This window comes from Aquabacterium humicola, from assembly GCF_030167915.1.
Classification (GTDB): Bacteria; Pseudomonadota; Gammaproteobacteria; order Burkholderiales; family Burkholderiaceae_C; genus Pseudaquabacterium; species Pseudaquabacterium humicola.
In genome coordinates this window covers 397,839-421,416 of sequence record NZ_JARGNB010000001.1, presented here as the reverse complement: position 1 = coordinate 421,416, position 23,578 = coordinate 397,839, and the positions used below count along the sequence as shown (strand labels likewise).

Genomic DNA, 23,578 nt, shown 5'->3' with positions numbered 1-23,578 from the left:
GCGCGAACGCGGCTCACGTCCCGAGGACCCGATGCCCCTTCCGATCCGTGCGCTGGCGCTGCTGGCCCTGCCCCTCCCCGCCGCCGCCCAGGACGCCACGGTCGTCGCGCACGCGCCGCTGACCGTCGAGGTCACCGGCCGCCACTACGACAACGCCGTCGGCACCAGCGACGCCGCATCGCAGGGCCGCATCCGCGCCGAGCTGCTGAAGAGCCGGCCGGCGCAGCGGCCCGGCGAGGTGCTGGAGTTCGTGCCCGGCCTGATCGTCACGCAGCACTCGGGCGACGGCAAGGCCAACCAGTACTTCCTGCGCGGCTTCAACCTCGACCACGGCACCGACTTCGCGACCTCGGTCAACGGCATGCCGGTCAACATCCCCAGCCACGCGCACGGCCAGGGCTACACCGACCTGAACTTCCTGATCCCCGAGCTGGTGCAGCGCATCGAGTACCGCAAGGGCCCGTATTTCGCGGGCAGCGGCGACTTCGCCTCCGCCGGCGCCGCCGACATCGTCTACCGCCGGGCCTTCGATGCGCCCTTCGCGCAGCTGACGCTCGGCGAACACACGTTCCGGCGCGGCGTGGCCGGCGGGTCGACCCCGCTCGGCCACGGCCTGACGCTGCTCGGCGCCATCGAGCTGACGGGCCATGACGGCCCGTGGACCGTGCCGGAGGGCCTGCGCAAGCGCAACGGCGTGCTGAACGTGAGCGGCGGCACGGCGAACGACGGCTGGTCCGCCAGCGCGATGGCCTACGGCGCGCAATGGACGGCGACCGACCAGGTCCCGCAGCGCCTGATCGACGCCGGCACGTTCGACGGACGGGCGTTCGGGCGCTACGACTCGCTGGACGATTCGACCGGCGGCCGCACCGCGCGCAGCAGCGTGTCGGGCGAATGGCATCGCCGCGATGACACCGGCACCACGAAGATGGCCGCGTACCTGATGCGCTATCGGCTCTCGCTGTACTCGAACTTCACCTACTTCGCCGACCGCGCGGCAGGCGACCAGTTCTCGCAGCAGGACCGGCGCACGGTCGGCGGCTTCAGCGCCAGCCGGCAGTTCGCGCACCAGATGGGCGGCCTCGACGCGCGCAGCGAGATCGGCCTGCAGCTGCGGCACGACCGCGCGCGCGTCGGCCTGTTCCAGACGCTGCGGCGCACGGTGGCCGGCACCACGCGGCAAGACGAACTGCGCGAGACGCTGGGGGGCCTGTACGGCCAGAGCGCGGTCGAGCTGGCGCCGCGGCTGCGCGGCGTGCTCGGGCTGCGCGCCGACGCGCTGCGCACGCGCGTGCATGCGCTGACGCTGGCCGCGAACTCCGGCTCGGCCAGCGACCACCAGCTGTCGCCCAAGCTGTCGCTGGTCGCGGGGCCGTTCGCGAAGACCGAGTTCTTCTTCAATGCCGGCCGCGGTTTTCACAGCAACGACGCCCGCGGCACGACGGCGCGCATCGATCCGAAGACCGGCGAGCCGGTCGAGCGCGTGGCGGGCCTCGTGCCTACCCGCGGGTTCGAGATCGGTGCGCGCAGCGAGGCGCTGCCGGGACTGCAGAGCTCGCTCGCAATCTGGTCATTGAAGGCGGCCTCGGAGCTGGTCTACGTCGGCGACGCTGGCGCCACCGAGGCCCAGGCGGCCAGCCGGCGCCGCGGCATCGAGTGGAACAACCGCTGGACCATCGGCCGCCACGGGCTGGTCGATGCCGACTTCGCATGGACGCATGCCCGATTCGCGAACGGCGACCGCATCCCGAACGCGGTCGACCGCGTGGCGTCGGTGGCCTTCACGCTGCGCGACTGGGGCCCGTGGTCGGCCAGCCTGCAGTGGCGCTACCTCGGCCCCGGCGCACTGCTCGAGAACAACCAGCAGCGCTCGTTCCCGTCGCTGACGACGAACCTGCGCATCGGCTATCGCCTGCCCGCCGCACTCGGCAGGGACAGCGAGCTCACGCTGGACGTGTTCAACCTCGGCGACCGCCGGGTCGACGACATCCAGTACGTCTACGAATCGCGCCTGCCGGGCGAGGCCGCGCCGGTCGCCGACCGACATGTGCACCCCGCCGAACCGCGCACCCTGCGCCTGACGCTGCGGCTCGGCTTCTGAGCCTGCCCTGGCCCGGTCATCGCGGCAACGCACAATCGCGCTGCCGTACACGACCTGACCGATGGACCCGAACCACCACAACGGCCTGCCGTTCCCCGCCCGCACCGACCTCGAACTGCACCAGGAGCTGCATGCCCGCCCGGCGCTGCCGGCGCGGGCGCCGTGCGTCGTCTCCTACTGGGTGCATGCCGACATGGCGCCCGAACGGGCCGACGGCGCGCTCGCCGCGCTGTGCCTCAGCCTGGGCCTCGCGGCCCCGGCACCCGGCGTGCGCCACCAGGTGGTGCAGGCGCCGGGTTATGCGCTGAAGTTCGAGCGCCACGGCGAGTTCGTCAGCTGGCAGGTCAATCGGACCCTGCAGGACGTCTCCGAAGGCGCCGACGATGCGACGCTGCGCGGGCTGATGCAGGATGCCAGTGCGCTCACCGAGCTGCCCGACGCCTTCATCGGCCAGCTCGCGGCGGCCGACGGCGGCCGCATGCTGGCCGCCGCGCACGTGGTGATGCTGCAGGCCCACGACAGCGACGACATGCTGCGCCGCTGCCAGGCGCTGCTGGCCGCGCAGGCCGGCCCCGCGGGCGGCGACGACGCGGCGCCGCTGATGGGCGCCTTCATCGGCGACGCGCGCCGCGGCGCGCTGCTGACGCACCTGCGCCTGGGCCGCGACGGCTTCACCCGCTTCATCGTGCTCGACTTCGGCCTGCCGCACGACCAGGCCGCGCGCGAGGCGCAGCGCCTGTGCGAGATCGAGGCCTACCGCATGCTCGCGATGCAGGGCTTCCCGGTCGCGCAGCGCGAGGCCGCGACGCTGGCCGAGCTGGAGCGCACGCTGCAGGGCACCGTCGACGCGATGGCCAACGACGTCAGCCACGACGACGCCCAGGCCTTCGAGACGCTGACGCGCCTGGCCGCCGACGTCGAGCACGGCACCGCACGCACGCGCTACCGCTTCTCCGCGACGCGCGCCTACCACGCGATCGTCGAGCGCCGCCTGGCCGACCTGCGCGAGCAGCGCATCAACGGCGTGCAGACGCTGTCCGGCTTCCTGTCGCGCCGCTTCGCGCCGGCGATGGCCTTGTGCGAGAGCATCGACGGCCGCCTGACGGATCTGGGCGAGCGCATCAACCGCGCGACCAGCCTCGCGCGGGTGCGCATCGAGGTGCGGCGCGAGCAGGGCAACCAGGAGCTGCTGCGCGCGCTGGCGCAGCGGCAGAAGCAGCAGCTGCAGCTGCAGCAGACGGTCGAGGGGCTGTCGGTGGTGGCGATCAGCTACTACGCGCTGGGCGTGATCGGCTACCTCGCGAAGGGCGCGAAGGTCCTGCCGGGGCTGGAGTCGCTGCACGTGCAGCCGGATGTGGTCGTGGGCATCGCGGTGGTGCCGGTGGTCGCGGCAGTCACGTGGTTCGTGCACCGCTTGCGGCGGCACTGGAGCAGTTGACGGCGGCGCCTTGACGCGTCCTTCGCAGGTCAGCGGGCGTCGGCCGACCACCGCTGCAAGGCCAAAGCCGGCACCTCTTCCGGCGCCACCGGCCGGCTGAACAGGAACCCCTGGGCCTGCCCGCAGCCGGCCAATCGGACGGCATCGAGCTGCTCCCCCGTCTCCACGCCCTCGGCCACCACCTGCAGCCGCAGGTTGTGCGCCAGGGTCGCGATGGCCGAGACGATCGCCGCATTCGCCGGATCGGCGCCGATGTCGCGCACGAAGGACTGGTCGATCTTCAGCTGGTCGACCGGGAAGCGCTTCAGGTAGCTCAGGCTCGAGTAGCCGATGCCGAAGTCGTCGATCGCCAGCTTCAGCCCCATCTTGTGCAGGCGCGACAAGGTGCCCAGCGTCTGCTCGGTGTGCTGCATCAGCGAGGTCTCGGTGATCTCCAGCTCGATCAGCGACGAGGGCACGCCGGTCTCGAGCAGGATCTCGCCGATGCGCTCGGCGATGTGGCGCTGGCCAAACTGGCGCGGCGACAGGTTCACCGCGACCGGGAAGGTCGGCAGCCCCTGGCGCTGCCAGTCGAGGAGCTGGCGGCAGACCTCGCGCAGCACCCATTCGCCGACACGCGTGATCAGCCCGGTCTCCTCGGCCAGCGCGATGAAGGCGCCCGGGTGCAGCACGCCGCGGCGCGGATGGTGCCAGCGCACCAGCGCCTCGACGCCCACCAGCCGCCCCAGCCCGAGGTCGATGCGCGGCTGGTAGTGCAGGAACAACTCGTTGCGCTGCAGCGCGTGGTGCAGGTCGTTCTCCAGCTCCAGCCGCTGCTGCGCGGTGACGTTCATCTGCGCGGCGAAGAACTGGTGGTTGTCGCGGCCCGCTTCCTTCGCGTGGTACATCGCCGAGTCGGCATTGCGCAGCAGCGTCTCGGGCGTCTCGCCGTCGCTGGGAAAGACCGCGATGCCGACGCTGGCGGTCACGTGCAGCTCGTGACCCTCCAGGCGCAGCGGTTGCGCGAGCGTCTCCATCACCTTGGCGGCGACGACCGAGGCCTGCGTGCCCGATTCGATGCGCGGCAGCAGGATCACGAACTCGTCGCCGCCGATGCGCGCCACCGTGTCGCCCTCGCGCACGATGCCGACGATGCGCTGCGCGACGCCGCGCAGCAGCGCATCCCCGACCGCATGGCCGAGCGAGTCGTTGATGGTCTTGAAGCGGTCCAGGTCGAGGAACATCACGGCCAGCTGTTCCTCGGCGCGGCGGGCCAGCGCCAGCGCCTGCGCCAGCCGGTCCAGCAGCAGGCGGCGGTTCGGCAGGCCGGTCAGCTCGTCGTGGTTCGCGAGGTGGCGCACGCGGTTCTCGACCAGCTGGCGCTCGGCCATCTCGGCCAGCAGCCGTTCGTTGCTGCGCGCGAGCTCGGCGGTGCGCTCGCGCACGCGCAATTCCAGGTCCTCGCGCGCGGCCCGCTGCTCGGTGACGTCCTCGAACAGCCACACCGATTCCTGCTCCGGATGCGCGGCATCCACCGCACGGCCGGTCAGCCGGCACCAGAACAGCGAGCCGTCGTGCCGCATCAGCTGCTCCTCGCGCGCATGGGCCTCGCCGCGCGCGAGCACCGGGTAGACGTAGGCGGCGTCGCGCCAGGCCTTCTCCGACGGGTACATGAAGCGCGTGCCGCGCTGCAGCAGTTCCTCGGGCGGGTAGCCCAGCATCTCGCCGAAGCGGCGGTTGCAGCGCAGGATCACGCGGTCCTTCAGGAACGCGATGCCGGCCGACGCGTTGTCCAGGATCGCCTGCTGCTCGAGCACCAGGCTGCGCACCGCCAGCTCCTCGGCCTTGCGCTCGCTGACGTCCTCGAACAGCCACACCGAGCCCAGGTGCGGCTGCGCCGCGTCCATCGCCCGGCCGTAGAGGCGGCACCAGAACGTGCTGCCGTCCTTGCGCATCAGGATCTGCTCGCGCTGGTGCGTCGCGCCCTGCGCCAGCGCGGCATACGGGCTGCCGCCGTACTGGAAGCCGGCGTCGTCGGGGTACAGCACGCGGGTGGATCGGCCGTCGAGCTCGTTCGGCGCGTAGCCGAAGATCTCCTCGAAACGGCGGTTGCAGCGCAGCATCACGCGCTCGCGGACGAACACGATGCCCACCAGCACCGTGTCGAGCAGGGTCTGGTTCTCGCGCGCCAGCGCGTGCAAGGCGTCGTCCTGATCGCGGACCGACATCGGCACTCCCGTCGCACGGGCCGCGCGGTGATCACGCGGTCCGGCGTCTGCTCTTGGGTGCTCTCCCTGCGCCCGATTGAATCACAGCGCGCAGTACACCGATAGCGCCCTCAAAGGGCGCAGTGCACCGACAGCGCCCTCAAAGCGCGCACTGAACCGACTGCGCCCTCAGAGGGCGCACTGAACCGATTGCGCGCCGAGCGTGCTGCTGAGCACATCGGGCGCGATGCCGATCAGGAAGCCGCGCCGCCCGCCATTGATCAGGATCTTCGGCAGCGCGAGCACGCTGGCCTCGACGTACACCGGCATCGCCTTGCGCGTGCCGAACGGCGAGGTGCCGCCGACGAGGTAGCCGCTGTGGCGCTGCGCGACCTCGGGCTTGCAGGGCTCGACGCTCTTCGCGCCGATCGCCCGCGCGAGGTTCTTCGTGCTGACCTGCTTGTCGCCGTGCATCAGCACGATCAGCGGCTCGCCCCGCTCGTTCTGCATCACCAGCGTCTTCACCACCTCGTGCTCGGGCACGCCGAGCTGGCGCGCCGACTCGGCCGTGCCGCCATGCTCGACGTACTCGTAGGGGTGCTCGGTGAACGGGATGCCGGCGCGGCGCAGCGCCTGCGTCGCCGGGGTTTCGCTGACGTGTTTGTCCTTCTTGGCCATCGGCGGATTTTCACCGTCCCGCGGCGAGGCTACTGCGCCGGGTCGCGGATCTCCCAGCGGATGCGGTCGATCGCGGCGAGCACGTCGGGCGACAGCTGCACGCCGTACGCGTCGAGGTTCTCGTCGAGCTGCGCGACGGTGGTCACGCCGATGATCGTGCTCGCGACGCGCCAGCTGCGGTAGCAGAAGGCCAGTGCCAGCTGCGTCGGCGTCAGGCCATGGTCGCGCGCCAGCGCGTTGTAGCGCCTCGCCGCGGCCAGCGTCTCGGGCCGCGCCCAGCGCTGCTTCTTCATGCTGTCGAAGCGCGCGAGCCGGCCCAGGTCCTTCGGCGCGTCGGCCGGCGACAGGCCGTCGTACTTGCCGGTCAGCGTGCCGAAGCCCAGCGGCGAGTAGGCCAGCAGCGACACGCTGCTGCGGAACATCACTTCGTCGAGCCCGTTGTCGACCACGCGGTTGACCAGCGCGTACGGGTTCTGCACGGTGGCGATGCGCGGCAGACCCATGCTGTCGGCGAGGCGCACGAACTCGGCGACACCCCAGGGCGTCTCGTTCGACAGCCCGATCGCGCGCACCTTGCCGGCCTGCATCAGGCGCTGCAGCGCCTGCAGCTGATCAGCGATCGAGCTCACCACGCGTTCGTTCGCCGGGTCGAAGTACAGAGCCCCGAACATCGGCACGTTGCGCACCGGCCAATGGATCTGGTAGAGGTCGATCACGTCGGTCTGCAGGCGCTTCAGGCTGTCGTCGCAGGCTGCGGCGATGTCGGCCGGCGTGACGTCGGCTGCGCCGCCGCGGATCCAGTCCATGCCGCGTGCCGGGCCGGCGATCTTGGTCGCCAGCGTGATGCGCTGCCGTGCGCCGGGCCGCGCGGCGAACCAGCGGCCGAGGATGGTCTCGGTTGCGCCGAAGGTCTCGCGCCGCGCCGGCACGGCGTACATCTCGGCGGTGTCGATGAAGTGAAGGCCGCGCTCGAGCGCGCGGTCGAGGATCGCGAAGGCGGTCGGCTCGTCGACCTGCTCGCCGAAGGTCATGGTGCCGAGGCAGACCTTGCCGACGCGCAGGCCGCTGCGGCCCAGTTCGATGGAGTCGATCACGTGAAGCAGCTCCCGGGGAGGTTCGTGGAGGCGGGGACGGTGGAGTGTGCCAGCGCGCGTCACCGCAGCGCCGCGTGGGGTCGAGTCATCGATTGACGGCAAGAACTTATCGTTTTACGATAATTCCATGCCGCCAAACAACCATCCTCCCCGTCGGTCGCTTCGCTTCCTGATCGCCTTCGTGCGTCTGCTGACCCTGATCGGCGCGGGCACGCTGGTGGTGGTGCCGGCGGTGTTCTGGCTGTCGCCCGAGTGGGTGCGCGCCGCCGGCCCGGCGCTGGCCACGATCGGCGACCTGCCCATCGTCGTCGACCAGCGCGCGCGCCTGCTCGGCGCCGCCGCCACGCTGCCCTCGGTGCTGCTCGGGCTGCTCGCGATGTGGCACCTCTGGCGCCTGTTCGGCGAGTACCACGGCGGCCGCGTCTTCGCGCTCGCGGCGCAGCGCCACCTGCGCAGCTTCGCCGCGGCGATGCTGGCCTCGGCCCTGCTGGCGCCGCTGCTGCGCGCGGCGGTCGGCGTCGCGCTGACCTGGGGCAATCCGCCGGGGCAGCGCGTGCTCGCGCTGACCCTGTCCTGGAACGACTACACCGCGGTCCTCTGCGGCGCGGTGCTGCTGGCCGTGGCCGCGGTGATGGCCGACGCGGTGCGGCTGGCCGAAGAGAACGAAGGCTTCGTCTAAGTGACTGACATGCCGATCGTCGTCAACCTCGACGTGATGCTTGCGAAGCGCAAGATGCGCTCGCGCGAGCTGGCCGAAGCCGTCGGCATCACCGAGCAGAACATCTCGCTGCTGAAGAGCGGCAAGGTGCGCGGCGTGCGCTTCGAGACGCTGGCGCGCATCTGCGAGGTGCTGCAGTGCCAGCCGGGCGACCTGCTGGAGTACCGGCCGGGGCCTCACGACGACAGCGGCGAGACGGCATGAACGCCGCCCTGTCGCGACAGCCGGCACGCCGGCTGCTGGCGATCGTCGTCGCCCTGCATGTGCTGGCCCTGCTCGTGATCGGGCAGTCGCTGAAGCCGCAGCGGCGTGGAGCGCCGCCCGATGCCGCGCCGGTCGCGATCACCTGGCTGCAGTGGCCTCGGGTGACGGCACCCGAGCCGGCGCACCGGGACGTCGAGCAGGCGACGCGGCCGGTGCCTGCGACGCCGCGCAGGCCGGTGGCGATCGACGCGCCGCGCACCGCGCCGACCGAGCCCGTGGCGATCACCGTCGTGCCCGATGCGCCGCCAGCGGCCGCGGCGCCCGCGTCGGTACCCTCCTCCGCGCCACCGCTCGACCTGCGCCTGCCCTCGTCGTCGCGCAACGCCGGCGCGATGGCCGCCCGCCCGCCCGCGGCCCTGGCCATCGACGACCCGCGCGTGCGCAGCGCCCCGCTGTCGGGCGACGAGCGCCTGGCGCAGGCGATCGGCACCGACCTGCGCCTGCGCGAAAGCACCGAACCCGACGGCACGCGGCGCTTCCAGCGGGGCAAGGACTGCGTCGTCGCCCGCCAGGCGCGCGAGGCACAGCTGAATCCGTTCAACCAAAGTACGCGGCCGACGCCGCGGCTGGTCACCGGCTGCTGAGGCCCGTTGGGCCCGCCGCGATCACGCGCCGACCGCGATCGGCGCGCCCGGCTGCGCGATCCACTCGCTCCACGAGCCGGGGTAGAGCTTCGAACCGGGCAGGCCCGCGGCCTCCATCGCCAGCAGGTTGTGGCAGGCGGTCACGCCCGAGCCGCAGTGCTGCACCAGCTCGCCCGGCGCGCGGCCGCCCATCACCGCCTGCCACTCGGCACGCAACTGCGCGGCCGGCTTGAACGTGCCGTCGGCCGCGAGGTTGTCGCGGAACGGGCGGTTCGCCGCGCCGGGGATGTGGCCGGCCACCGGGTCGATGGTCTCGTTCTCGCCGCGGAAGCGGTCGGCGGCGCGGCCGTCGACGATCAGCTCGCGGCCGCTGCCGAGCGACTCGCGCAGCGCGGCGTAGTCGACCGCTTCGACGAGCGACGGCTTCAATGCCACGGCGCCGGCCGGCCGTGCCGCCGCCGGCCCGGTCTCGATCGCCCCGCCCGCGGCACGCCACGCCGGCAGGCCGCCATCGAGCACGCGCACGGCCGCATGGCCGATCCAGCGCAGCATCCACCACAGCCGCGAAGCGTAGGCGCCGCCCTGCGCATCGCAGGCGATCACCGTCGTGCCCTCGCGCAGGCCGATCGACGCCAGGCGCTGCGCGAAGCCGGCGCGGTCGGGCAGCGGATGGCGGCCGTTGCGGCCGGTCTTCGGTGCGGACAGGTCGTCGTCGAGGTGCAGGTAGACCGCGCCCGGAATGTGGCCGGCGGCGAAGGCCAGCGCGCCGGCCGCGGGATTGGCGAGGTCGAAGCTGCAGTCGCAGACCAGCACGTCGGCACCGGATTGCAGCAGGGTCTTCAGGTCGGTGGCGGAGATCAGCGGGTTCATGCGGGATGTCGAAACGATGTCAGGTCGGGAGGCGGTTGGCGGCGTCGCGCGCGCGCTGCTCTTCCTGCAGCCGCAGGACGCGGCGCTGCACCTTGCCGGTGGTGGTCATCGGCAGCGCGGCGATGAACTCGATCTCCTTCGGGTACTCGTAGGGCGCGAGCCGGCCCTTGACGTGCTGCTGCAGCGCGTCGACGAGCGCGTCGTCGGCGACGAAACCGGGCGCCAGCACGACATAGGCCTTGACCACCGCGCCACGCGCGGCGTCGGGCTTGGGCACCACCGCGGCATTGGCCACCGCGGGGTGCTTGACGAGGCAGTTCTCGACCTCGCTCGGGCCGATGCGGTAGCCGGCGGCCTTGAACACGTCGTCGCTGCGCCCCTGGTACCAGAGGTAGCCGTCTTCATCCATCACCGCGGTGTCGCCGGTGCGGCACCAGCCGTCGTCGGTGTACTTCGCGCGCGTCGCGTCGTGATTGCGCCAGTAGCCGAGGAAGAACACCGGGTCGGGATCGCCCTGCACGTCGTGGCGGTGCACCGCGACGTCGCCGGGTGTGCCACGCGGGCATTCGCGGCCCTCGTCGTCGATCACCGCGATGCGGTGGCCCGGATAGGCGCGGCCCATGCTGCCGGGGCGCGCCGGCCAGCCGGGCTGCCAGCGGCCCTGCGCATCGAGATGCCGGCCGCAGTTGCCGACGACGTAGTTGATCTCGGTCTGGCCGAACATCTCGTTGACGATGACGCCGAGCTGATCGCGGCAGTAGGCGAACACCGCATCGCCGACCGCCTCGCCGGCGCTCATGATCGACTGCAGCTGCAGCGCGTACCGCGCGCGCGGCTGCGGCACCGCCTTCATCATCGCCTTCAGCGCGGTCGGGAACAGGAAGGTGTGCGTGACCCGGTGGTCCGCCATCAGCTCGAACGCCGTCTCGGGCTGGAAGCGCCCCTGGTAACCGACGATGGTGCGGCCGAAGTACAGCGTCGGCAGCAGCGCATCCATCAGGCCGCCGGTCCACGCCCAGTCCGCCGGGCTCCAGAACACCGGCTCGGCGGCGGGCGCCGCGACATGCGGGAACCAGTTGTGGCTGCAGACGAAGCCGGTCAGGTTGCCGATCAGCGCGCGGTGCGGGATCAGCGCACCCTTGGGCGGGCCGGTGGTGCCGCTGGTGTAGATCAGCACCGCGGCATCGTCGGCGCTGGTCTTCACCGCATCGAAGCCGCCGCGCTGCGCGGCCAGCAGCGCGGTCCAGTCATGGTCGCCCCGGGCTGCCGCCGCGCCGCAGGCCACGATGTGCTGCAGCGCCGGACACGACGCGCGCGCGGCCAACAGCGCATCGATGGCGCTTTCGTCGGCCAGCGCGACGCGCGACTCGCTGTGCTCGAGCCGGTAGGCCAGCGCGTCGGGGCCGAACAGCATCGACAGCGGCATCGCGATCGCGCCGAGCCGATAGACCGCGATGTGAGCGACCGCGGTCTCGAAACGCTGCGGCATCACGATGGCGACGCGGTCGCCACGCTGCACGCCGAGGCCGCGCAGCGCGGCGGCGAGGCGGTCGGCCGCGTCGTGCAGCTGGAGGTAGCTGAAGCGCGCGCGGTCGCCGTTCTCGTGCTGCCAGCGGATCGCCACCGCTTCGGGATGCTTGCGCGCCCAGCGGGTGCAGCAGGCCTCGGCGATGTTGAAGTCCGCCGGCACCTGCCAGCGGAAGCCGGCGTGCAGCGCGGCGTGGTTGTCCGCGCGATGACCGGCGGCCACGGCGCGCGGCTTCATGTCGACGTGGCGTCGCCGAACTTCGTCAGCGCGTCGCCGGTGACGCGGCACAGGCGCCACTCGGGCAGCATCGTCGCGCCCATCTTCTCGTAGAAGCGGATCGCGTTCTGATTCCAGTCGAGCACGCACCATTCGAAGCGGCCGTAGCCGCGCTCGACCGCCACCGCGGCGAGATGTGTCAACAGCGCCTTGCCGATGCCCAAGCTGCGGTAGGCCGGCTGGATGTACAGGTCCTCGAGGTACAGCCCCGGCTTGGCGAGGAAGGTCGAGAAGTTGACGAAGCACAGCGCGAAGCCGACCACCCGGCCCTCGACCTCGGCCACCCAGGCCTGCGCGGCCGGGCGTTCGCCGAACAGGTGCGGCGCCAGCGCCTCGGGCGTGGCCACCATCAGGTGCGTCAGGTGTTCGAACTCGGCGAGCTCGCCGATCAGGCCGACGATGGCCGGCACGTCTCGCGGCTCGGCCGCACGGAGGGAGAAGGAAGCCATGGCCGATTCTGGCACCGGGCCGATGCCACCCGACGCCGACGGCGGCGGACCGGACAGGCGTTGCTAGAGTGCATCTCATGACGATTGCCTACCAGCCCGTCCGCGCGGCGACCAGCCTGCACCTTGACCTGCGCGGCATCCGCGTGCATGCGCTGCTGTGGGGCGACCTGCAGCGCGCGACGCGCGAACGACCGCTGCGCGTGCTGATGCACGGCTGGATGGACGTGGCCGCGTCGTTCCAGTTCGTCGTCGATGCGCTGGACGCGGACCGGCCGGTGCTGGCCGCCGACTGGCGCGGCTTCGGCGGCAGCGTGACGCCGCCGGTCGATGCCTACTGGTTCCCGGACTACGTCGGCGACCTCGACGCGCTGCTCGACGCGCTGTCGCCCGAGGTGCCGGTCGACCTGGCCGGCCACAGCATGGGCGGCAACGTCGTGATGGCCTATGCGGGCGTGCGGCCACAACGCGTCCGGCGCCTGGTGAACCTGGAGGGCTTCGGCCTGCCCGACACGCCGGCCGACGCCGCGCCCGAGCGCCTGGCGCGCTGGCTCGACGAGCTGAAGGCGCCGGCGCAGCTGCGGGACTACGACAGCGCCGCGGCGGTGGCCGAGCGCCTGCGCCAGACCAATCCGCGGCTCGCGCCGGAGCGGGCCGCGTGGCTCGCGACGCACTGGGCGGCGCCCGATGCGCACGGCCGCTGGCGTCTGCTGGCCGATGCGGCGCACAAGCGCATCAACCCGGTGCCCTACCGTGCCGCCGAGGCGGTGGCGATGTGGCGGCGCATCGAGGCTCCGGTGCTGTGGGTCGAGGGCCGCGACACGCGCATTCCGGCGGGCTGGGCCGACCGTTATCCGCGCAGCGAGTTCGATGCGCGCCTGGGCGTCGTGCCGACGCTCGAGCGCGCGGTGATCGAGGACGCCGGCCACATGCTGCACCACGACCAGCCGCAGGCGCTGGGCGCGCTGATGGAAGCCTTCTGGGATCGTGCCGCCCCCTAGGCGCTGCGCGCCCTCCGAGGGGGGCGCGCGCCCTTCGCGCGGCCGTGCAGGCTCAGTAGCTCAGCTTGGCGTAGGCGGTGCGCTGCGACGCGGCGCGCGCGTCGCCCAGCGTGCGGATGCCTTGCGCGGCCAGCAGCGGCAGCAGCTTCAGCAGCACCTCGGCGGCGACGATCGCATCGCCCAGCGCACTGTGCCGCCCGACCACCGGCACGCCCAGGCGCGCCGCGATCGCCTCGAGCCGGTGCTCGGCATCCGCATGGCCGGCATGCGCCACCGCCGACAGCAGCAGCGTATCGAGCACGGGCTGCTCGAAGCGCACGCCGGTGGCCGCTTCCTTCAGCTGAAGGAAACGCAGGTCGAAGGCCGCGTTGTGGGCGACCAGCACGCTGTCCTCGGCGAAGGCATGGAAGGCGGGCAGCACCTGGTCGATCGGCGGCTGGCCGGCGAGCATCGCGTCGTCGATGCCATGCACGCGCCGGGCCTCGGCGGAGATGGCGCGGCGCGGGTCGACCAGCTGGTCGAAGCACTCGTGCCGCAGCAGGCGGCCGTTGACGATGCGCACCGCGCCGATCGAGATGATCTCGTCGCCGCCCGACGGGTCGAGCCCGGTGGTCTCGGTGTCGAACACGGTGTAGGCCAGCGCGGCCAGCGGCCGCTGGTCGAGCGCGGTGGGCTGGCCCGGGCGATCGAACAGGTCGAAGTCGTAGTACACGGGGCGGCCGGACGCCGGCGCGGCGACGGGCGCCGCGGCCTCGCGCAGCAGCGCCGGCAGCTGCAGGCACAGCCGGCTGACGCCGGCGCGCCGGTCGGCCTGGCACCACAGCTCGGCGCGATGCTGCTCGAGCACGTCCTTCAGCCGCCGCCCGGGCACCGGCGCCGCCGCGTCGAAGGCCTGCTGCGTCCACTCCTCGATCTGGTGGTCGTCGAGCGCCGGACCCGGCCAGCGCAGCATCAAGCGCACGAAATGGCCGATCCGGGTCGCCTCCAGCACCGGCGCCGTCAGGTCGCGCACGGCGGCGATGCGGTCGGCCAGGTCGGTCAACGCGCGCACCAGCGCATGGCTGTCCGCCTCCAGCCACGCCGGCTCCGCGTCGCCCTCGATGCGCGCGTTCAGTCCCAGGCTGGCCGCCAGGTTGCGGCGCAAGGCCTCGAGCAGGTCGGCGGCCAGCACGTCCTCGAGCGGCCAGGGCGATGCCGCCGGCTCCGGGCCGCGCACGAGCGCCTCGTCGATGCGCCGCGACAGGCCCTCGGCTTCGTCGCGGATCACCGCGTGGAAGCGCTCGCGCTGCCGGCTGTCCATGTCTGGAAACTGCGCGACCGTTTCCGCCGCCGCGCGGATGTTCGCGACGGACGCGCGGCTGCCCTCGGTCAGTTGCAGCAGCAGGCGGTCGAGCCGGCTGTGGCGCTCGACGGTGCGCGTGATGTCCTCCAGCACCAGCACGATACCGTCGAGCCCGCCGGCCGGATCGAGCACCGGCGCGGCCTGCGCGCGCAGCAGGTGGCCCGCGCGGGCGGTGACGAAACGCACGACCGGCGGTTCGCCGCCACGTTCGAGCCGCCGCTGCAGCTCGGCCATCGCGTGCTCGACGGGGCGCCGATCGAGTATCGCCAGAAGTGAGCGGCCGAGGCCGAGCGGCAGCCCCGAGCCGCCGGTCAGCAGCCGGCTGGCGGCATCGTTGTAGAGCAGCACCTGGCCTTGCGGATTGCATACGAGCACCGCCTGTGCCAGCTCCGACATCAGCGCGGCGAGGCGGTTCTTCTCCCGCTCGAGCCGCGCGTTGGCCGCCGCGACCCGCGCCTCCACGCCCTCGCCCAGCGTGGCCGCGGCATCGGCGAAGGCGTTGATCTCGGTGGCCAGCCGGGCCATCTCGGTGGCGCCGCCGGCCTCGATGCGCAGGCCGCGGTGCGGTCCGGCGATCACCTGCAGCTGTTCGGCGAGCTTCAGCGCGCGCGCGGGATAGGCCGCGATGAACGGCCGCAGGCCGGCCCACAGCAGCAGCGGCAGCGCCAGCGCGGCCAGCAGAAGCAACCCGATGCGCTGCGGCTGCCCGAGCAGCGCCGCGACGGCGGCGCGTTCGGCGGCGTCGAGGTCGGCCCACAGGCCGAGCGCGACCACGCCGGCAGCGCCCACCACGAGCATCCAGGCGGCCAGCAGCCACAGCAGCGATTTGGTGCGAAGCCGCATCGTTCGGCGGTCAGGCGGCCGGCGTGCCGCCGAGCTGCGACTGGATCGTCGCCAGCAGCTCGCGCGTCGAGAACGGCTTGGTCACGTAGACGTCGGCACCGAGCGCGAGGCCCTTGCTGACCTCGCCCTCGCGCCCCTTGGCCGTCAGCATCACGATACGCAGCCCGGCCAGCGCGGGGTCCTCGCGCAGGCGCTGGCAGACCTCGTAGCCGCTGAGTCGCGGCAGCATCACGTCCAGCAGCACCAGGTCGGGCCGATGCCGCGCCACCGCGTCCAGCGCTTCCTGGCCGTCGCGCGCGACGAGCACCTCGAAACCCTCGCGCTGCAGCAGGTACTCCAGCGAGAGGACGATGTTCGGCTCGTCGTCGGCGATCAGGATGGTGCGTTTCATGTCGGTCTGCATCATGCGGCGGCCGTCTGCGCGGCGGGTGTCCGCGCGCGAGGCAGGGTGAAGCTGAAGGTGGCCCCTTGCCCTGGCGCGCTGGCCACCCACAGCCGGCCGCCGAAGTGCTCGACGATCTGGCGGCTGATGGGCAGGCCCAGGCCGGTGCCCTGCGGCTTGCCGGTCAGCGCATCGCCGACCTGGCGGAACTTCTCGAAGATGCTGTCGTGGTCCGCCGCGGCGATGCCGGGGCCGTTGTCGTGCACGTCGATCTGCAGCGCCTGCGGCAGCACCTGCAGGCGCACGCCGATGCGGCCGGACGCGCGGTCGCAGAACTTCGCCGCGTTCGACAGCAGGTTCAGCATCACCTGCAGCAGCCGGTCGCGGTCGGCCTGCACGCGCGGCACCGCGGCGGGCAGGTCGAGCTGCAGCTCGATGCGCTGCTCCGACAGCAGCTGGCTCGTCGTGGACACCGCGTCCTCGACGACTTCCTTCAGGTCCACTTCCGTCGGATGCCACTCGGCCTTGCCGGACTCCAGCTTCGCCAGGTCGAGCACCTGGTTGATCAGCCGCGTCAGGCGCTCGCTCTCCTTGACGATGATGCCGATGAACTGGCGGCGCTTCTCCAGTTCCAGCCGCGGGTCGTTGTGCAGGATCTCGGAGAACGCGCGGATCGAGGTCAGCGGCGTGCGCAGCTCGTGGGTGACGGTGGAGATGAAGTCGTCCTTCAGCCGGTCGAGCTCCTGCAGGCGCGCATTGGCCGCACGCAGCTCGGTGGTCGCGGCCTGCAGCTCGCGCGACTTCTGCTCGAGCTGGCGGCTGTAGGCGATGACCTGCGAAGCCTCGTCGAGGATGTCGAGCACCTCGTCCATCGACAGCGGTTCCTCCTGCACCACCGATGCCAGCATCACCCGCGCCGAGGCGGCGCCGATCGCGCCGGCCAGCAGGTTCTGCGCGAAGTGCACCAGGTCGGCATCGGGCACCAGCTCGCGCGCGGCCTTGCGGCCGTGGCGCCGCGCGTAGTCGGCGAACTCCTCCTCGGCGCGCTCCGGGCCGATGAAGCGGCCGACCAGCGTGATGACCTCGTCGATCGACGCGCTGCCGCGCCACAGGCTGGAGCCGCGGCCGGCGACCTTGAAGACGTCGACGAACAGCAGCGCCTGCGCGTGGTCGCCGATGCTCTGCCGGCCGAGCAGCGACACCGCGACGTAACCGCCGACGTTGGCCAGCATGCTCCAGAACAGCGCATGCGTGATGTCGTCCAGCCCCGCCAGCCCGAACAGGGCCAGCGGCTTGAGCAGCGCGATGCCGAGCGGCCCCTGCTCGACGAAGGACAGCGGCAGCCAGCCCGACTTCGCGAACGACGGCAGCAGCAGCGTGTACAGCCACAGCGCGAAGCCCAGCGACAAGCCGGTCATCGCGCCGGCGTAGGTGCCCTGCTTCCAGTACATGCCGCCCAGCATCGCCGGCGCGAACTGCGCCACCGCGACGAAGGACACCAGCCCGATCGAGACCAGCGCGTGCGCTTCGCCCGCGGTGCGGTAGTAGGCGTAGCCGAGCATCGTCATCAGCACGATCGCGCCGCGGCGGATGCCCAGCAGCAGCCCCGACAGGTCCGCCGCGCGCGACAGCGCCAGCGCACGCCAGCGCAGCAGCACCGGCATCACGAGGTCGTTGCAGATCATCGTCGACAGCGCGATGGTCTCGACGATCACCATGCCCGTGGCCGCGGACAGCCCGCCGATGAACACCAGCAGCGCCAGGGCTTCCTGCTGGTGCGCCATCGGCAGCGCGAGCACGAAGATGTCGGCGTTGACCTGCCCGGGCGCGAACTGCAGCAGCCCGGCGAAGGTGATCGGCAGCACGAAGACGTTGATCGCCAGCAGGTAGGCCGGGAACAGCCACGCCGCCTTCGACAGGTGGTGCTCGTTGACGTTCTCGACCACGCTGATCTGGAACTGGCGCGGCAGGAACAGGATCGCCATCATCGACAGCACGGTCAGCGCGCTCCACGCGCCCCAGCCCGCCGCCGTGTCGGGCATGTGCAGCAGCCGCGCGGCGTTCGGCAGCGCCGCAGCGCGGGCAAACAGGTCGCCGAAGCCGTCGTAGAGCCAGAAGGTGACGAACAGACCCACCGCGAGGAAGGCGCACAGCTTGACCACCGACTCGAAGGCGATCGCCGCCACCATGCCCTCGTGGCGCTCGGTGGCGTCGAGGTGGCGCGTGCCGAAGACGATGGTGAATGCCGCCAGCAGCAGCCCGACGTACAGCGCCGTGTCCCGGTACCAGACCACCGCCTGGCCCTTCAGCGGCGCGATCACCTCGGGGTACTGCAGCAGCACCTCGAAGGTGTTGGACACCGCCTTCAGCTGCAGCGCGATGTACGGGATGATGCCCACCATCACGATCACCGTGACCAGCCCGCCGAGCAGGCTGCTCTTGCCGTAGCGCGCGGCGATGAAGTCGGCGATCGACGTGATGCGGTTGACCTTGCTGATGCGGATCATCTTGCGCAGCACCAGCCACCACAGCGCGGCCATCAGCGTCGGCCCGAGGTAGATCGGCAGGAAGCCGACGCCGGAATTGGCCGCCCGGCCGACGCTGCCGTAGAAGGTCCACGAGGTCGCGTAGACCGCCATCGACAGCGCGTAGATGGTCGGGTTGTCGATGATCGAGCGGCCCTGGTCGGCGCGCCGGTCGCCGTAATAGGCGACCGCGAACAGCACGCCCAGGTAGGCGAACGAGACGAGCAGGATGACGCCGCCGAGCAGCATGGCGGATCAGCGGGTCATCCGTTGCGCTGGGCAGCGAGTGCCATCAGCGCGATCAGCAGCGCCCAGGCGCCGAACAGGTAGGCATAGAGCAGCGGGATGCCGAACACCGCGCCGCCGCCGTTGAACAGCGCCAGCAGCGGATAGCTGAACAGCAGCCAGCCGAGCAGGAACAGCCCGACCAGGCGCTGCGCCTGGATCACGCGGTGTCTCATCCCGGTCCCCTCGTCGTGCGTGCCGCGCGGTGGCCCATTCTGATCGCCGCGGCGGCCGCGCTCAACGGCCGTGGTCGAGCTCGATGCGCTGCTGCAGCCGGCGCGCGACACGCAGCGCCTCGTGCAGCATCGGGCGGTCCATGTCGTTGAGCGCGCCGACGTCGAGCAGGTTGGGCGGCGCATCGGGTGCGGCGCCCACCTGCACGCGCAGCCGCAGCGCCTGCAGGCATTCGAAGGCGCCGATCCAGGCGTCGGCCTCGCGCGGCTCGGCATGCAGCAGCGGCGCCACCGCCGCCAGGCGCAGCCGGGTATTGGTCTCGGCCACGCCCTGCGCCAGCGCATACAGCCGCGCCGCGTCGACGAAGATCGCGGTGCCCTGCAGCTTCAGGTCCAGCGTCTCGCGGCCATCGACGGTGGCCGTCGCGATCGCGCCGCGCCAGTTCAGCGGCACGCGACGCTGCAGCGCGTTGTCCGCCAGCTGCTTGCAAAAACGCGGCGTGCGGCGGCCCTCGCGCACGATCAGCTCGCGCAGCGGCTGGGCCAGCGCCGTATTGCCGGCGAGCGGCCGCAGATCGAAGTAGATGCTGGCGTTCAGCAGGTCCTCCGGCGCGCCGTGCAGGATCCAGTGGCCGAAGCGGTCGAGCCAGCGCGGCTGCGTCAGGCAGCAGTCGGCGTTGCCGGCCATCACGCCGCCCTTGCACAGCGGATAGCCGCAGGCATCGAGCCCGCGGTTCACCGCCTGCCCGAAGGCGAGCCAGCGCGCATGCTCCGCGTCGTCGACCGACGCATCGAGCACCAGGCCGTTGTCCTGGTCGGTGGCGATGGTCTGCTCGCTGCGGCCTTCCGAACCGAAGGCCAGCCAGCAGGCGCGGGCCAGGTTGAGCCCGGCGCGCTGCGCCTCGAGGACCACGAGGCGTTCGGTCAGCAGGTCATTCAGGTGGCTGATCAGCTCGGTCAGCTGGCGCGCCTGCACGCCCTGCTGCAGCAGGTTGTGCGCGAGGCCGCGGATGTGCGCGGCGCCTGCCTGCAGCGCCGCGAGGTCCGGTGCGGTGCGCAGCTCGGCACTGAGGTGGCGCAGCGACAGCCGCTGCAGCGCGAACAGGTCGCGCTCGGACACCACGTTGATCACGCGACCGTCTTCGGTCACCGGCACGTGGCGGATGCCGTGGCGCAGCATCAGCAGCGCCGCGTCCTGCAGGCTGGCCTCGGCCGCCAGGCTGAGCACCGGCGTGCTCATCACCGCACCGATCGGTTCGTCGAGGCGGCGCTGCGGCAAGGTCACGCGCGACAGCACGTCGTGGCGCGTCAGGATGCCCTGCAGCACGCCGGCGTCGTCGGCAACCAGCACCGAGCCGACGCGGCGTTCGTCCATCTGCCGCAGCGCATCGCCCAGCGGGGTCGACGCACGGCACTGCAGCGGCGGCCGGCGCGGCAGCCCGCCAAGCGGCGCTTCGAGCGACTGCTCGGCGAGCCATTGCGAGGCCGCCGGCGGGGGCGCCCCGGCAGCGGGGTCATCGTCAACTGGCGGTGGCTGATCGCTCATCGGCGGGCTCCCTGGGCGCCGCCGATCTTAGGCCCCGGGACCGCGTCTTCAGGCGGCCGGCGGCAGGAAACGCGCGGCGAACTGCGCCGCCGGTCCGCCACCGCGCGCGTTGGCGATGTAGGTGACCGCGCGTTCGAGCGCTTCGCGGAACTGCTCGTCGTTCGTCGCCCGTTCGATCTTGAGCGCGAGCGTCTCGGCGGCCGGGCCGAGCAGGTCATTGACCGCGCGCACGGCTTCGCGGCGGCGCGTCGACAGGTCGGCCTGCGCTGGCGCCGCGGCGGGCTTCGTCGGTGCCGGCGCCGGCGCCGGCGCCGGGGACGGCGCCGCTTCGGCTGTGGCAGTGCGCGAGGGCGCAGCGGCCACGGCCTGGATCAAGCCGGCGTCCAGCAGCGCCTGCAGCGTCTCGTCATGCTGCTGGATCAGCTTGGAGAGCTCGGTGTCGGAGCGCTTGCCGTCGACGAGGATCAGCGCCGAGCGCAGCCGCGGCGACAGGCGACGGGCGCGGGTCTCGATCTCGTTCTGGCCGTCGGCCGTCTTGACGTAGATGGTCGGCATGGCTTCGGATGGGGAGAGGCGGCCGAGCTTACTCCCTGCTGACGCCCGTGCAGCACCCGTGCAGCGCCGGCCGCCGGCTGGTCGTGCAAATCGACACAGGCCGCGCCGCGCTGGAGCCGCCGCGGGCGGCTTCTCAGAGCCGGATCACCCACTCGTGGCGGCAGTGCCTGCAGCAGACGTTGAGCTCCGCAGGCGTCGCGCCTTCGTCGACCGAGTCGAACGATGCATAGCGCTCGCAGCGCCCGCAGACCGCCTGGTCGGCGACGAACTCCGCGTGGTTCAGCAGGTAGAGATAGCGGCGCAGCGCGTGCAGGCCGATCGCCGCACTGGCCGCCGCGCAGGCCAGCACCTGCAACTGGTCGGACAGGGCGATACGCCGGTCGTAGATCTCGGCGGCGGTGAGCAGCCCGATTGCGGACAGCAGCAACAGCACCAGGTTCGCGTGGCTGCGCAGCAACTCGCGCTCATACCACTTGCGGAAGCCGATGCGGCGGATGGTTTGCACGGGGCTCACGGGTTCGACCTGTCGTTGGCCAGCGGGCAGTGGCCATCTTCGCATGGGGCCTGCGCAAGCGAAAGGGGCCGCGCCCGACGGACGCGGCCCCTGCGATCAGCCGGAAACGGCGATCAGCTCAGCTTCAGGTTCGGGTAGCGCACGTGCTCGACGAGCTCCTGAGTGTCCTTGCGCGGCGCCCCGGTCAGCAGGCTCACGATGATGATCACCGCGAAGCCGACCGGCACCCCGAACAGGCCCGCCGAGATCGGCTGGATGCCCCACCACAGCTCGACCGGCGAGGTGACGCCGAAGATGCTGCGCATCCAGGGCTGCGTCGTCGCCATGTAGTAGAAGGTCGTGCCCAGGCCGGCGATCATGCCCAGCGAGGCCCCCCACTTGTTGGCGCGCTTCCAGAAGATGCCGAGCACCAGCGCCGGGAAGAACGACGCCGCCGCGAACGAGAACGCGGCCGAGACCAGGAACAGGATGTCGGCCGGCTTCTGGGCCGCGACGCCGGCCGCGGCCAGCGCAACGACCAGCAGCAGCGCCTTCGAGATCGCCACGCGGCGGCTCGTCGGAGCGTTCGGGTCGATCATCTTGTAGTACAGGTCGTGCGACAGCGCGTTGGCGATCGTCAGCAGCAGGCCGTCGGCGGTGGACAGCGCCGCGGCGAGGCCGCCGGCCGCCACCATGCCCGAGATCACGTACGGCAGACCACCGATCGCCGGCGTCGCCAGCACGATGATGTCGCCGCCGATCTTCATCTCGCCGAGCTGGAAGATGCCGTCCTTGTTGATGTCGACCACCGACAGCAGCGCCGGGTCGACCCGGTTCCACGCGGCGATCCATTCCGGCAGCTTGTCGAACGGCGTGCCCACCAGCACGGTGAACACCTCGTACTTCACCAGCACCGCGAGTGCCGGCGCGGTGAAGTACAGCAGGAAGATGAAGAACAGGCTCCAGGTGACCGACTCGCGCGCCTCCTTCACCGACGGCGTCGTGTAGTAGCGCATCAGGATGTGCGGCAGCGCAGCGGTGCCGACCATCAGACAGAACACCAGCGCGAGGAAGTTGCGCCGGGACTCGTCGTAGGTCTTCTTCGCCTTCTCGTCGCCGTTCGGGTCGCCGGCGTACTGCTGCGCGTGGCGCGGCATGCCTGCCAGCGGCTTGGCCCGGTCGGCGGCCGCCTTCTGCCCGGCCTCCCAGGCCTTCTTGGCAGCGGCCGGATCGGCCGGCACCGCGGCGAGCGCCTTCTCGGCCGCCTGCACGTCGGCCGCCGGTGCGTTGGCAGCCTTCAGATCTTCGACCTTCTTCTGGGCCGCCGCGCGGTCCGCCTCGAGCGCCGTCGGAATGTCCTTCAGCTTCGCGGCGAAGCCGTCGGCCTGCGCCTTGAATGCCGCGATGACTTCCTTTTCCTTCGGATCGTCGATCAGCTTCTTCTCGGCTTCGGTCACCTTCTGCAGTTGGAAGCCGTAGACCGCCTGCGGGATCGGCACGCTGGTCTGCTTGACCGACAGCCAGACCACCGGCACCAGGTACGCGATGATCAGGATGATGTACTGCGCCACCTGCGTCCAGGTGACCGCACGCATGCCACCGAGGAACGAGCACACCAGGATGCCGCCCAGGCCGACGAAGATCCCGACCTCGAACGCCAGACCCGACAGACGCGCGGTGATCAGGCCCACGCCGTAGATCTGCGCCACCACATAGGTGAACGAGCACAGGATCGCCGCGACGATGCCGATGAAGCGCGGCAGGTTGCCCTCGAAGCGCGCGCCCAGGAAGTCAGGGATGGTGAACTGGCCGAACTTGCGCAGGTAGGGCGCGAGGAACAGCGCCACCAGGCAGTAGCCGCCGGTCCAGCCCATGATGAAGGCGAGGCCCCCATAACCCGTGAGGTACAGGGTGCCGGCCATGCCGATGAACGACGCTGCGCTCATCCAGTCGGCGCCGGTGGCCATGCCGTTGTAGACCGCCGGCACGCGCCGGCCGGCGACGTAGTACTCCGCGGCGTCGGTGGTGCGGCTCATGATGCCGATGCCGGCATACAGCGCCACGGTGGCGATCAGGAAGATGAAGCCGATCCACTGTCGCGGCAGCCCCATCTGCTCGAGCACGCCGAGCACGACGATGAAGGCGATGAAGCCGCCGGTGTACCAGGTGTAGACCTTGTTCAGCTGCGCCTTGAACGCCCTGTTGTCGGTCGGCTTGCTGCTGATGCCGGATTCGAATGCGCCTGCCATG

General features: G+C 71.5%; 20 protein-coding genes. 6 read left to right on the top strand and 14 right to left on the bottom strand.

Annotated elements, in window-relative coordinates; all coding sequences use genetic code 11:
- Positions 1–31 precede the first annotated feature (31 nt).
- Entirely contained in the window at positions 32–2,101 is a 2,070-nt protein-coding gene (locus tag P1K89_RS01905; protein WP_284614664.1) for a TonB-dependent receptor, read from the top strand.
- A gap of 61 nt (positions 2,102–2,162) precedes the next feature.
- Positions 2,163–3,539, top strand: coding sequence for a DUF3422 domain-containing protein (locus tag P1K89_RS01900; RefSeq protein ID WP_284614663.1), 1,377 nt, complete (start codon positions 2,163–2,165; stop codon positions 3,537–3,539).
- Positions 3,540–3,568: 29 nt separating this feature from the next.
- Here P1K89_RS01900 and P1K89_RS01895 read toward each other — a convergent pair whose 3' ends face one another.
- From P1K89_RS01895 to P1K89_RS01885, 3 genes are all read right to left on the bottom strand, one after another.
- A complete protein-coding gene (locus tag P1K89_RS01895; protein WP_284614662.1) occupies positions 3,569–5,746 on the bottom strand; it encodes a putative bifunctional diguanylate cyclase/phosphodiesterase in 2,178 nt (725 codons plus the stop codon).
- A gap of 168 nt (positions 5,747–5,914) precedes the next feature.
- Positions 5,915–6,403, bottom strand: coding sequence for a Cys-tRNA(Pro) deacylase (ybaK, locus tag P1K89_RS01890; RefSeq protein ID WP_284614661.1), 489 nt, complete (start codon positions 6,401–6,403; stop codon positions 5,915–5,917).
- A 29-nt stretch (positions 6,404–6,432) separates the two neighbouring features.
- The gene (locus P1K89_RS01885) at positions 6,433–7,494 is read right to left on the bottom strand and encodes an aldo/keto reductase (RefSeq protein WP_284616293.1); all 1,062 of its coding nucleotides are present in this window, start codon (positions 7,492–7,494) and stop codon (positions 6,433–6,435) included.
- Between the two features lie 184 nt (positions 7,495–7,678).
- On the opposite strand from P1K89_RS01885, the gene P1K89_RS01880 reads away from it, so the two are divergent.
- The 3 genes from P1K89_RS01880 to P1K89_RS01870 are packed head-to-tail and all read left to right on the top strand — an operon-like array spanning position 7,679 to position 9,063.
- Complete coding sequence (locus P1K89_RS01880) at positions 7,679–8,176, top strand: DUF2975 domain-containing protein (protein WP_284614660.1); 498 nt, start codon at positions 7,679–7,681, stop codon at positions 8,174–8,176.
- A gap of 9 nt (positions 8,177–8,185) precedes the next feature.
- Positions 8,186–8,419, top strand: coding sequence for a helix-turn-helix domain-containing protein (locus tag P1K89_RS01875; protein ID WP_284614659.1), 234 nt, complete (start codon positions 8,186–8,188; stop codon positions 8,417–8,419).
- The gene (locus P1K89_RS01870; protein ID WP_284614658.1) at positions 8,416–9,063 is read left to right on the top strand and encodes a hypothetical protein; all 648 of its coding nucleotides are present in this window, start codon (positions 8,416–8,418) and stop codon (positions 9,061–9,063) included. Before P1K89_RS01875 ends, P1K89_RS01870 begins: the two co-directional genes overlap by 4 nt.
- A gap of 21 nt (positions 9,064–9,084) precedes the next feature.
- Here P1K89_RS01870 and P1K89_RS01865 read toward each other — a convergent pair whose 3' ends face one another.
- From P1K89_RS01865 to P1K89_RS01855, 3 genes are read right to left on the bottom strand one after another with little or no spacing between them, the layout of a single operon-like run.
- Entirely contained in the window at positions 9,085–9,933 is an 849-nt protein-coding gene (locus P1K89_RS01865) for a sulfurtransferase (protein WP_284614657.1), read from the bottom strand.
- Between the two features lie 19 nt (positions 9,934–9,952).
- On the bottom strand, positions 9,953–11,698 hold the full coding sequence (locus P1K89_RS01860; RefSeq protein ID WP_284614655.1) for an acetate--CoA ligase: 1,746 nt from the start codon (positions 11,696–11,698) through the stop codon (positions 9,953–9,955).
- Positions 11,695–12,186, bottom strand: coding sequence for a GNAT family N-acetyltransferase (locus P1K89_RS01855; RefSeq protein ID WP_284614654.1), 492 nt, complete (start codon positions 12,184–12,186; stop codon positions 11,695–11,697). The genes P1K89_RS01860 and P1K89_RS01855 overlap by 4 nt, the downstream gene beginning before the upstream one ends.
- A gap of 77 nt (positions 12,187–12,263) precedes the next feature.
- Here P1K89_RS01855 and P1K89_RS01850 point away from each other — a divergent pair, with 77 nt between their 5' ends.
- Positions 12,264–13,184 carry an alpha/beta fold hydrolase gene (locus tag P1K89_RS01850; RefSeq protein WP_284614653.1) on the top strand — a complete coding sequence of 307 codons (921 nt, stop codon included), beginning with the start codon at positions 12,264–12,266 and terminating at the stop codon, positions 13,182–13,184.
- Positions 13,185–13,236: 52 nt separating this feature from the next.
- Here the strand turns inward: P1K89_RS01850 and P1K89_RS01845 are convergent, their stop codons facing one another.
- The 8 genes from P1K89_RS01845 to P1K89_RS01810 form a co-directional block, all read right to left on the bottom strand.
- A complete protein-coding gene (locus tag P1K89_RS01845) occupies positions 13,237–15,369 on the bottom strand; it encodes a 3'-5' exonuclease (protein ID WP_284614652.1) in 2,133 nt (710 codons plus the stop codon).
- Between the two features lie 10 nt (positions 15,370–15,379).
- Positions 15,380–15,760, bottom strand: a complete 381-nt coding sequence (locus P1K89_RS01840; RefSeq protein WP_284614651.1) for a response regulator transcription factor — start codon at positions 15,758–15,760, stop codon at positions 15,380–15,382.
- An 11-nt stretch (positions 15,761–15,771) separates the two neighbouring features.
- The gene (locus P1K89_RS01835) at positions 15,772–18,525 is read right to left on the bottom strand and encodes a sensor histidine kinase (RefSeq protein WP_284614650.1); all 2,754 of its coding nucleotides are present in this window, start codon (positions 18,523–18,525) and stop codon (positions 15,772–15,774) included.
- A 14-nt stretch (positions 18,526–18,539) separates the two neighbouring features.
- Positions 18,540–18,737 (bottom strand): hypothetical protein, encoded by a 198-nt coding sequence (locus P1K89_RS01830; RefSeq protein WP_284614649.1) that lies wholly within the window; start codon positions 18,735–18,737, stop codon positions 18,540–18,542.
- A 61-nt stretch (positions 18,738–18,798) separates the two neighbouring features.
- A complete protein-coding gene (locus P1K89_RS01825) occupies positions 18,799–20,280 on the bottom strand; it encodes a DUF294 nucleotidyltransferase-like domain-containing protein (protein ID WP_284614648.1) in 1,482 nt (493 codons plus the stop codon).
- Between the two features lie 48 nt (positions 20,281–20,328).
- Complete coding sequence (locus tag P1K89_RS01820) at positions 20,329–20,835, bottom strand: hypothetical protein (RefSeq protein ID WP_284614647.1); 507 nt, start codon at positions 20,833–20,835, stop codon at positions 20,329–20,331.
- A gap of 133 nt (positions 20,836–20,968) precedes the next feature.
- On the bottom strand, positions 20,969–21,349 hold the full coding sequence (locus tag P1K89_RS01815) for a hypothetical protein (protein WP_284614646.1): 381 nt from the start codon (positions 21,347–21,349) through the stop codon (positions 20,969–20,971).
- Positions 21,350–21,462: 113 nt separating this feature from the next.
- Entirely contained in the window at positions 21,463–23,577 is a 2,115-nt protein-coding gene (locus P1K89_RS01810; protein WP_284614645.1) for a cation acetate symporter, read from the bottom strand.
- Position 23,578: the final 1 nt, after the last annotated feature.

What these genes read in the sequence shown, in the direction of transcription:
- P1K89_RS01850 (WP_284614653.1), top strand. Translation starts at nt 12,264, where the DNA reads ATGACGATTGCCTACCAGCCCGTCCGCGCGGCGACCAGCCTGCACCTT.
- P1K89_RS01870 (WP_284614658.1), top strand. Translation starts at nt 8,416, where the DNA reads ATGAACGCCGCCCTGTCGCGACAGCCGGCACGCCGGCTGCTGGCGATC.
- P1K89_RS01895 (WP_284614662.1), bottom strand. Translation starts at nt 5,746, where the DNA reads ATGTCGGTCCGCGATCAGGACGACGCCTTGCACGCGCTGGCGCGCGAG.
- P1K89_RS01830 (WP_284614649.1), bottom strand. Translation starts at nt 18,737, where the DNA reads ATGAGACACCGCGTGATCCAGGCGCAGCGCCTGGTCGGGCTGTTCCTG.
- P1K89_RS01810 (WP_284614645.1), bottom strand. Translation starts at nt 23,577, where the DNA reads ATGGCAGGCGCATTCGAATCCGGCATCAGCAGCAAGCCGACCGACAAC.
- P1K89_RS01840 (WP_284614651.1), bottom strand. Translation starts at nt 15,760, where the DNA reads ATGAAACGCACCATCCTGATCGCCGACGACGAGCCGAACATCGTCCTC.
- P1K89_RS01875 (WP_284614659.1), top strand. Translation starts at nt 8,186, where the DNA reads ATGCCGATCGTCGTCAACCTCGACGTGATGCTTGCGAAGCGCAAGATG.
- P1K89_RS01820 (WP_284614647.1), bottom strand. Translation starts at nt 20,835, where the DNA reads ATGCCGACCATCTACGTCAAGACGGCCGACGGCCAGAACGAGATCGAG.
- ybaK (WP_284614661.1), bottom strand. Translation starts at nt 6,403, where the DNA reads ATGGCCAAGAAGGACAAACACGTCAGCGAAACCCCGGCGACGCAGGCG.
- P1K89_RS01905 (WP_284614664.1), top strand. Translation starts at nt 32, where the DNA reads ATGCCCCTTCCGATCCGTGCGCTGGCGCTGCTGGCCCTGCCCCTCCCC.
- P1K89_RS01860 (WP_284614655.1), bottom strand. Translation starts at nt 11,698, where the DNA reads ATGAAGCCGCGCGCCGTGGCCGCCGGTCATCGCGCGGACAACCACGCC.
- P1K89_RS01900 (WP_284614663.1), top strand. Translation starts at nt 2,163, where the DNA reads ATGGACCCGAACCACCACAACGGCCTGCCGTTCCCCGCCCGCACCGAC.
- P1K89_RS01855 (WP_284614654.1), bottom strand. Translation starts at nt 12,186, where the DNA reads ATGGCTTCCTTCTCCCTCCGTGCGGCCGAGCCGCGAGACGTGCCGGCC.
- P1K89_RS01835 (WP_284614650.1), bottom strand. Translation starts at nt 18,525, where the DNA reads ATGCTGCTCGGCGGCGTCATCCTGCTCGTCTCGTTCGCCTACCTGGGC.
- P1K89_RS01845 (WP_284614652.1), bottom strand. Translation starts at nt 15,369, where the DNA reads ATGCGGCTTCGCACCAAATCGCTGCTGTGGCTGCTGGCCGCCTGGATG.
- P1K89_RS01825 (WP_284614648.1), bottom strand. Translation starts at nt 20,280, where the DNA reads ATGAGCGATCAGCCACCGCCAGTTGACGATGACCCCGCTGCCGGGGCG.
- P1K89_RS01865 (WP_284614657.1), bottom strand. Translation starts at nt 9,933, where the DNA reads ATGAACCCGCTGATCTCCGCCACCGACCTGAAGACCCTGCTGCAATCC.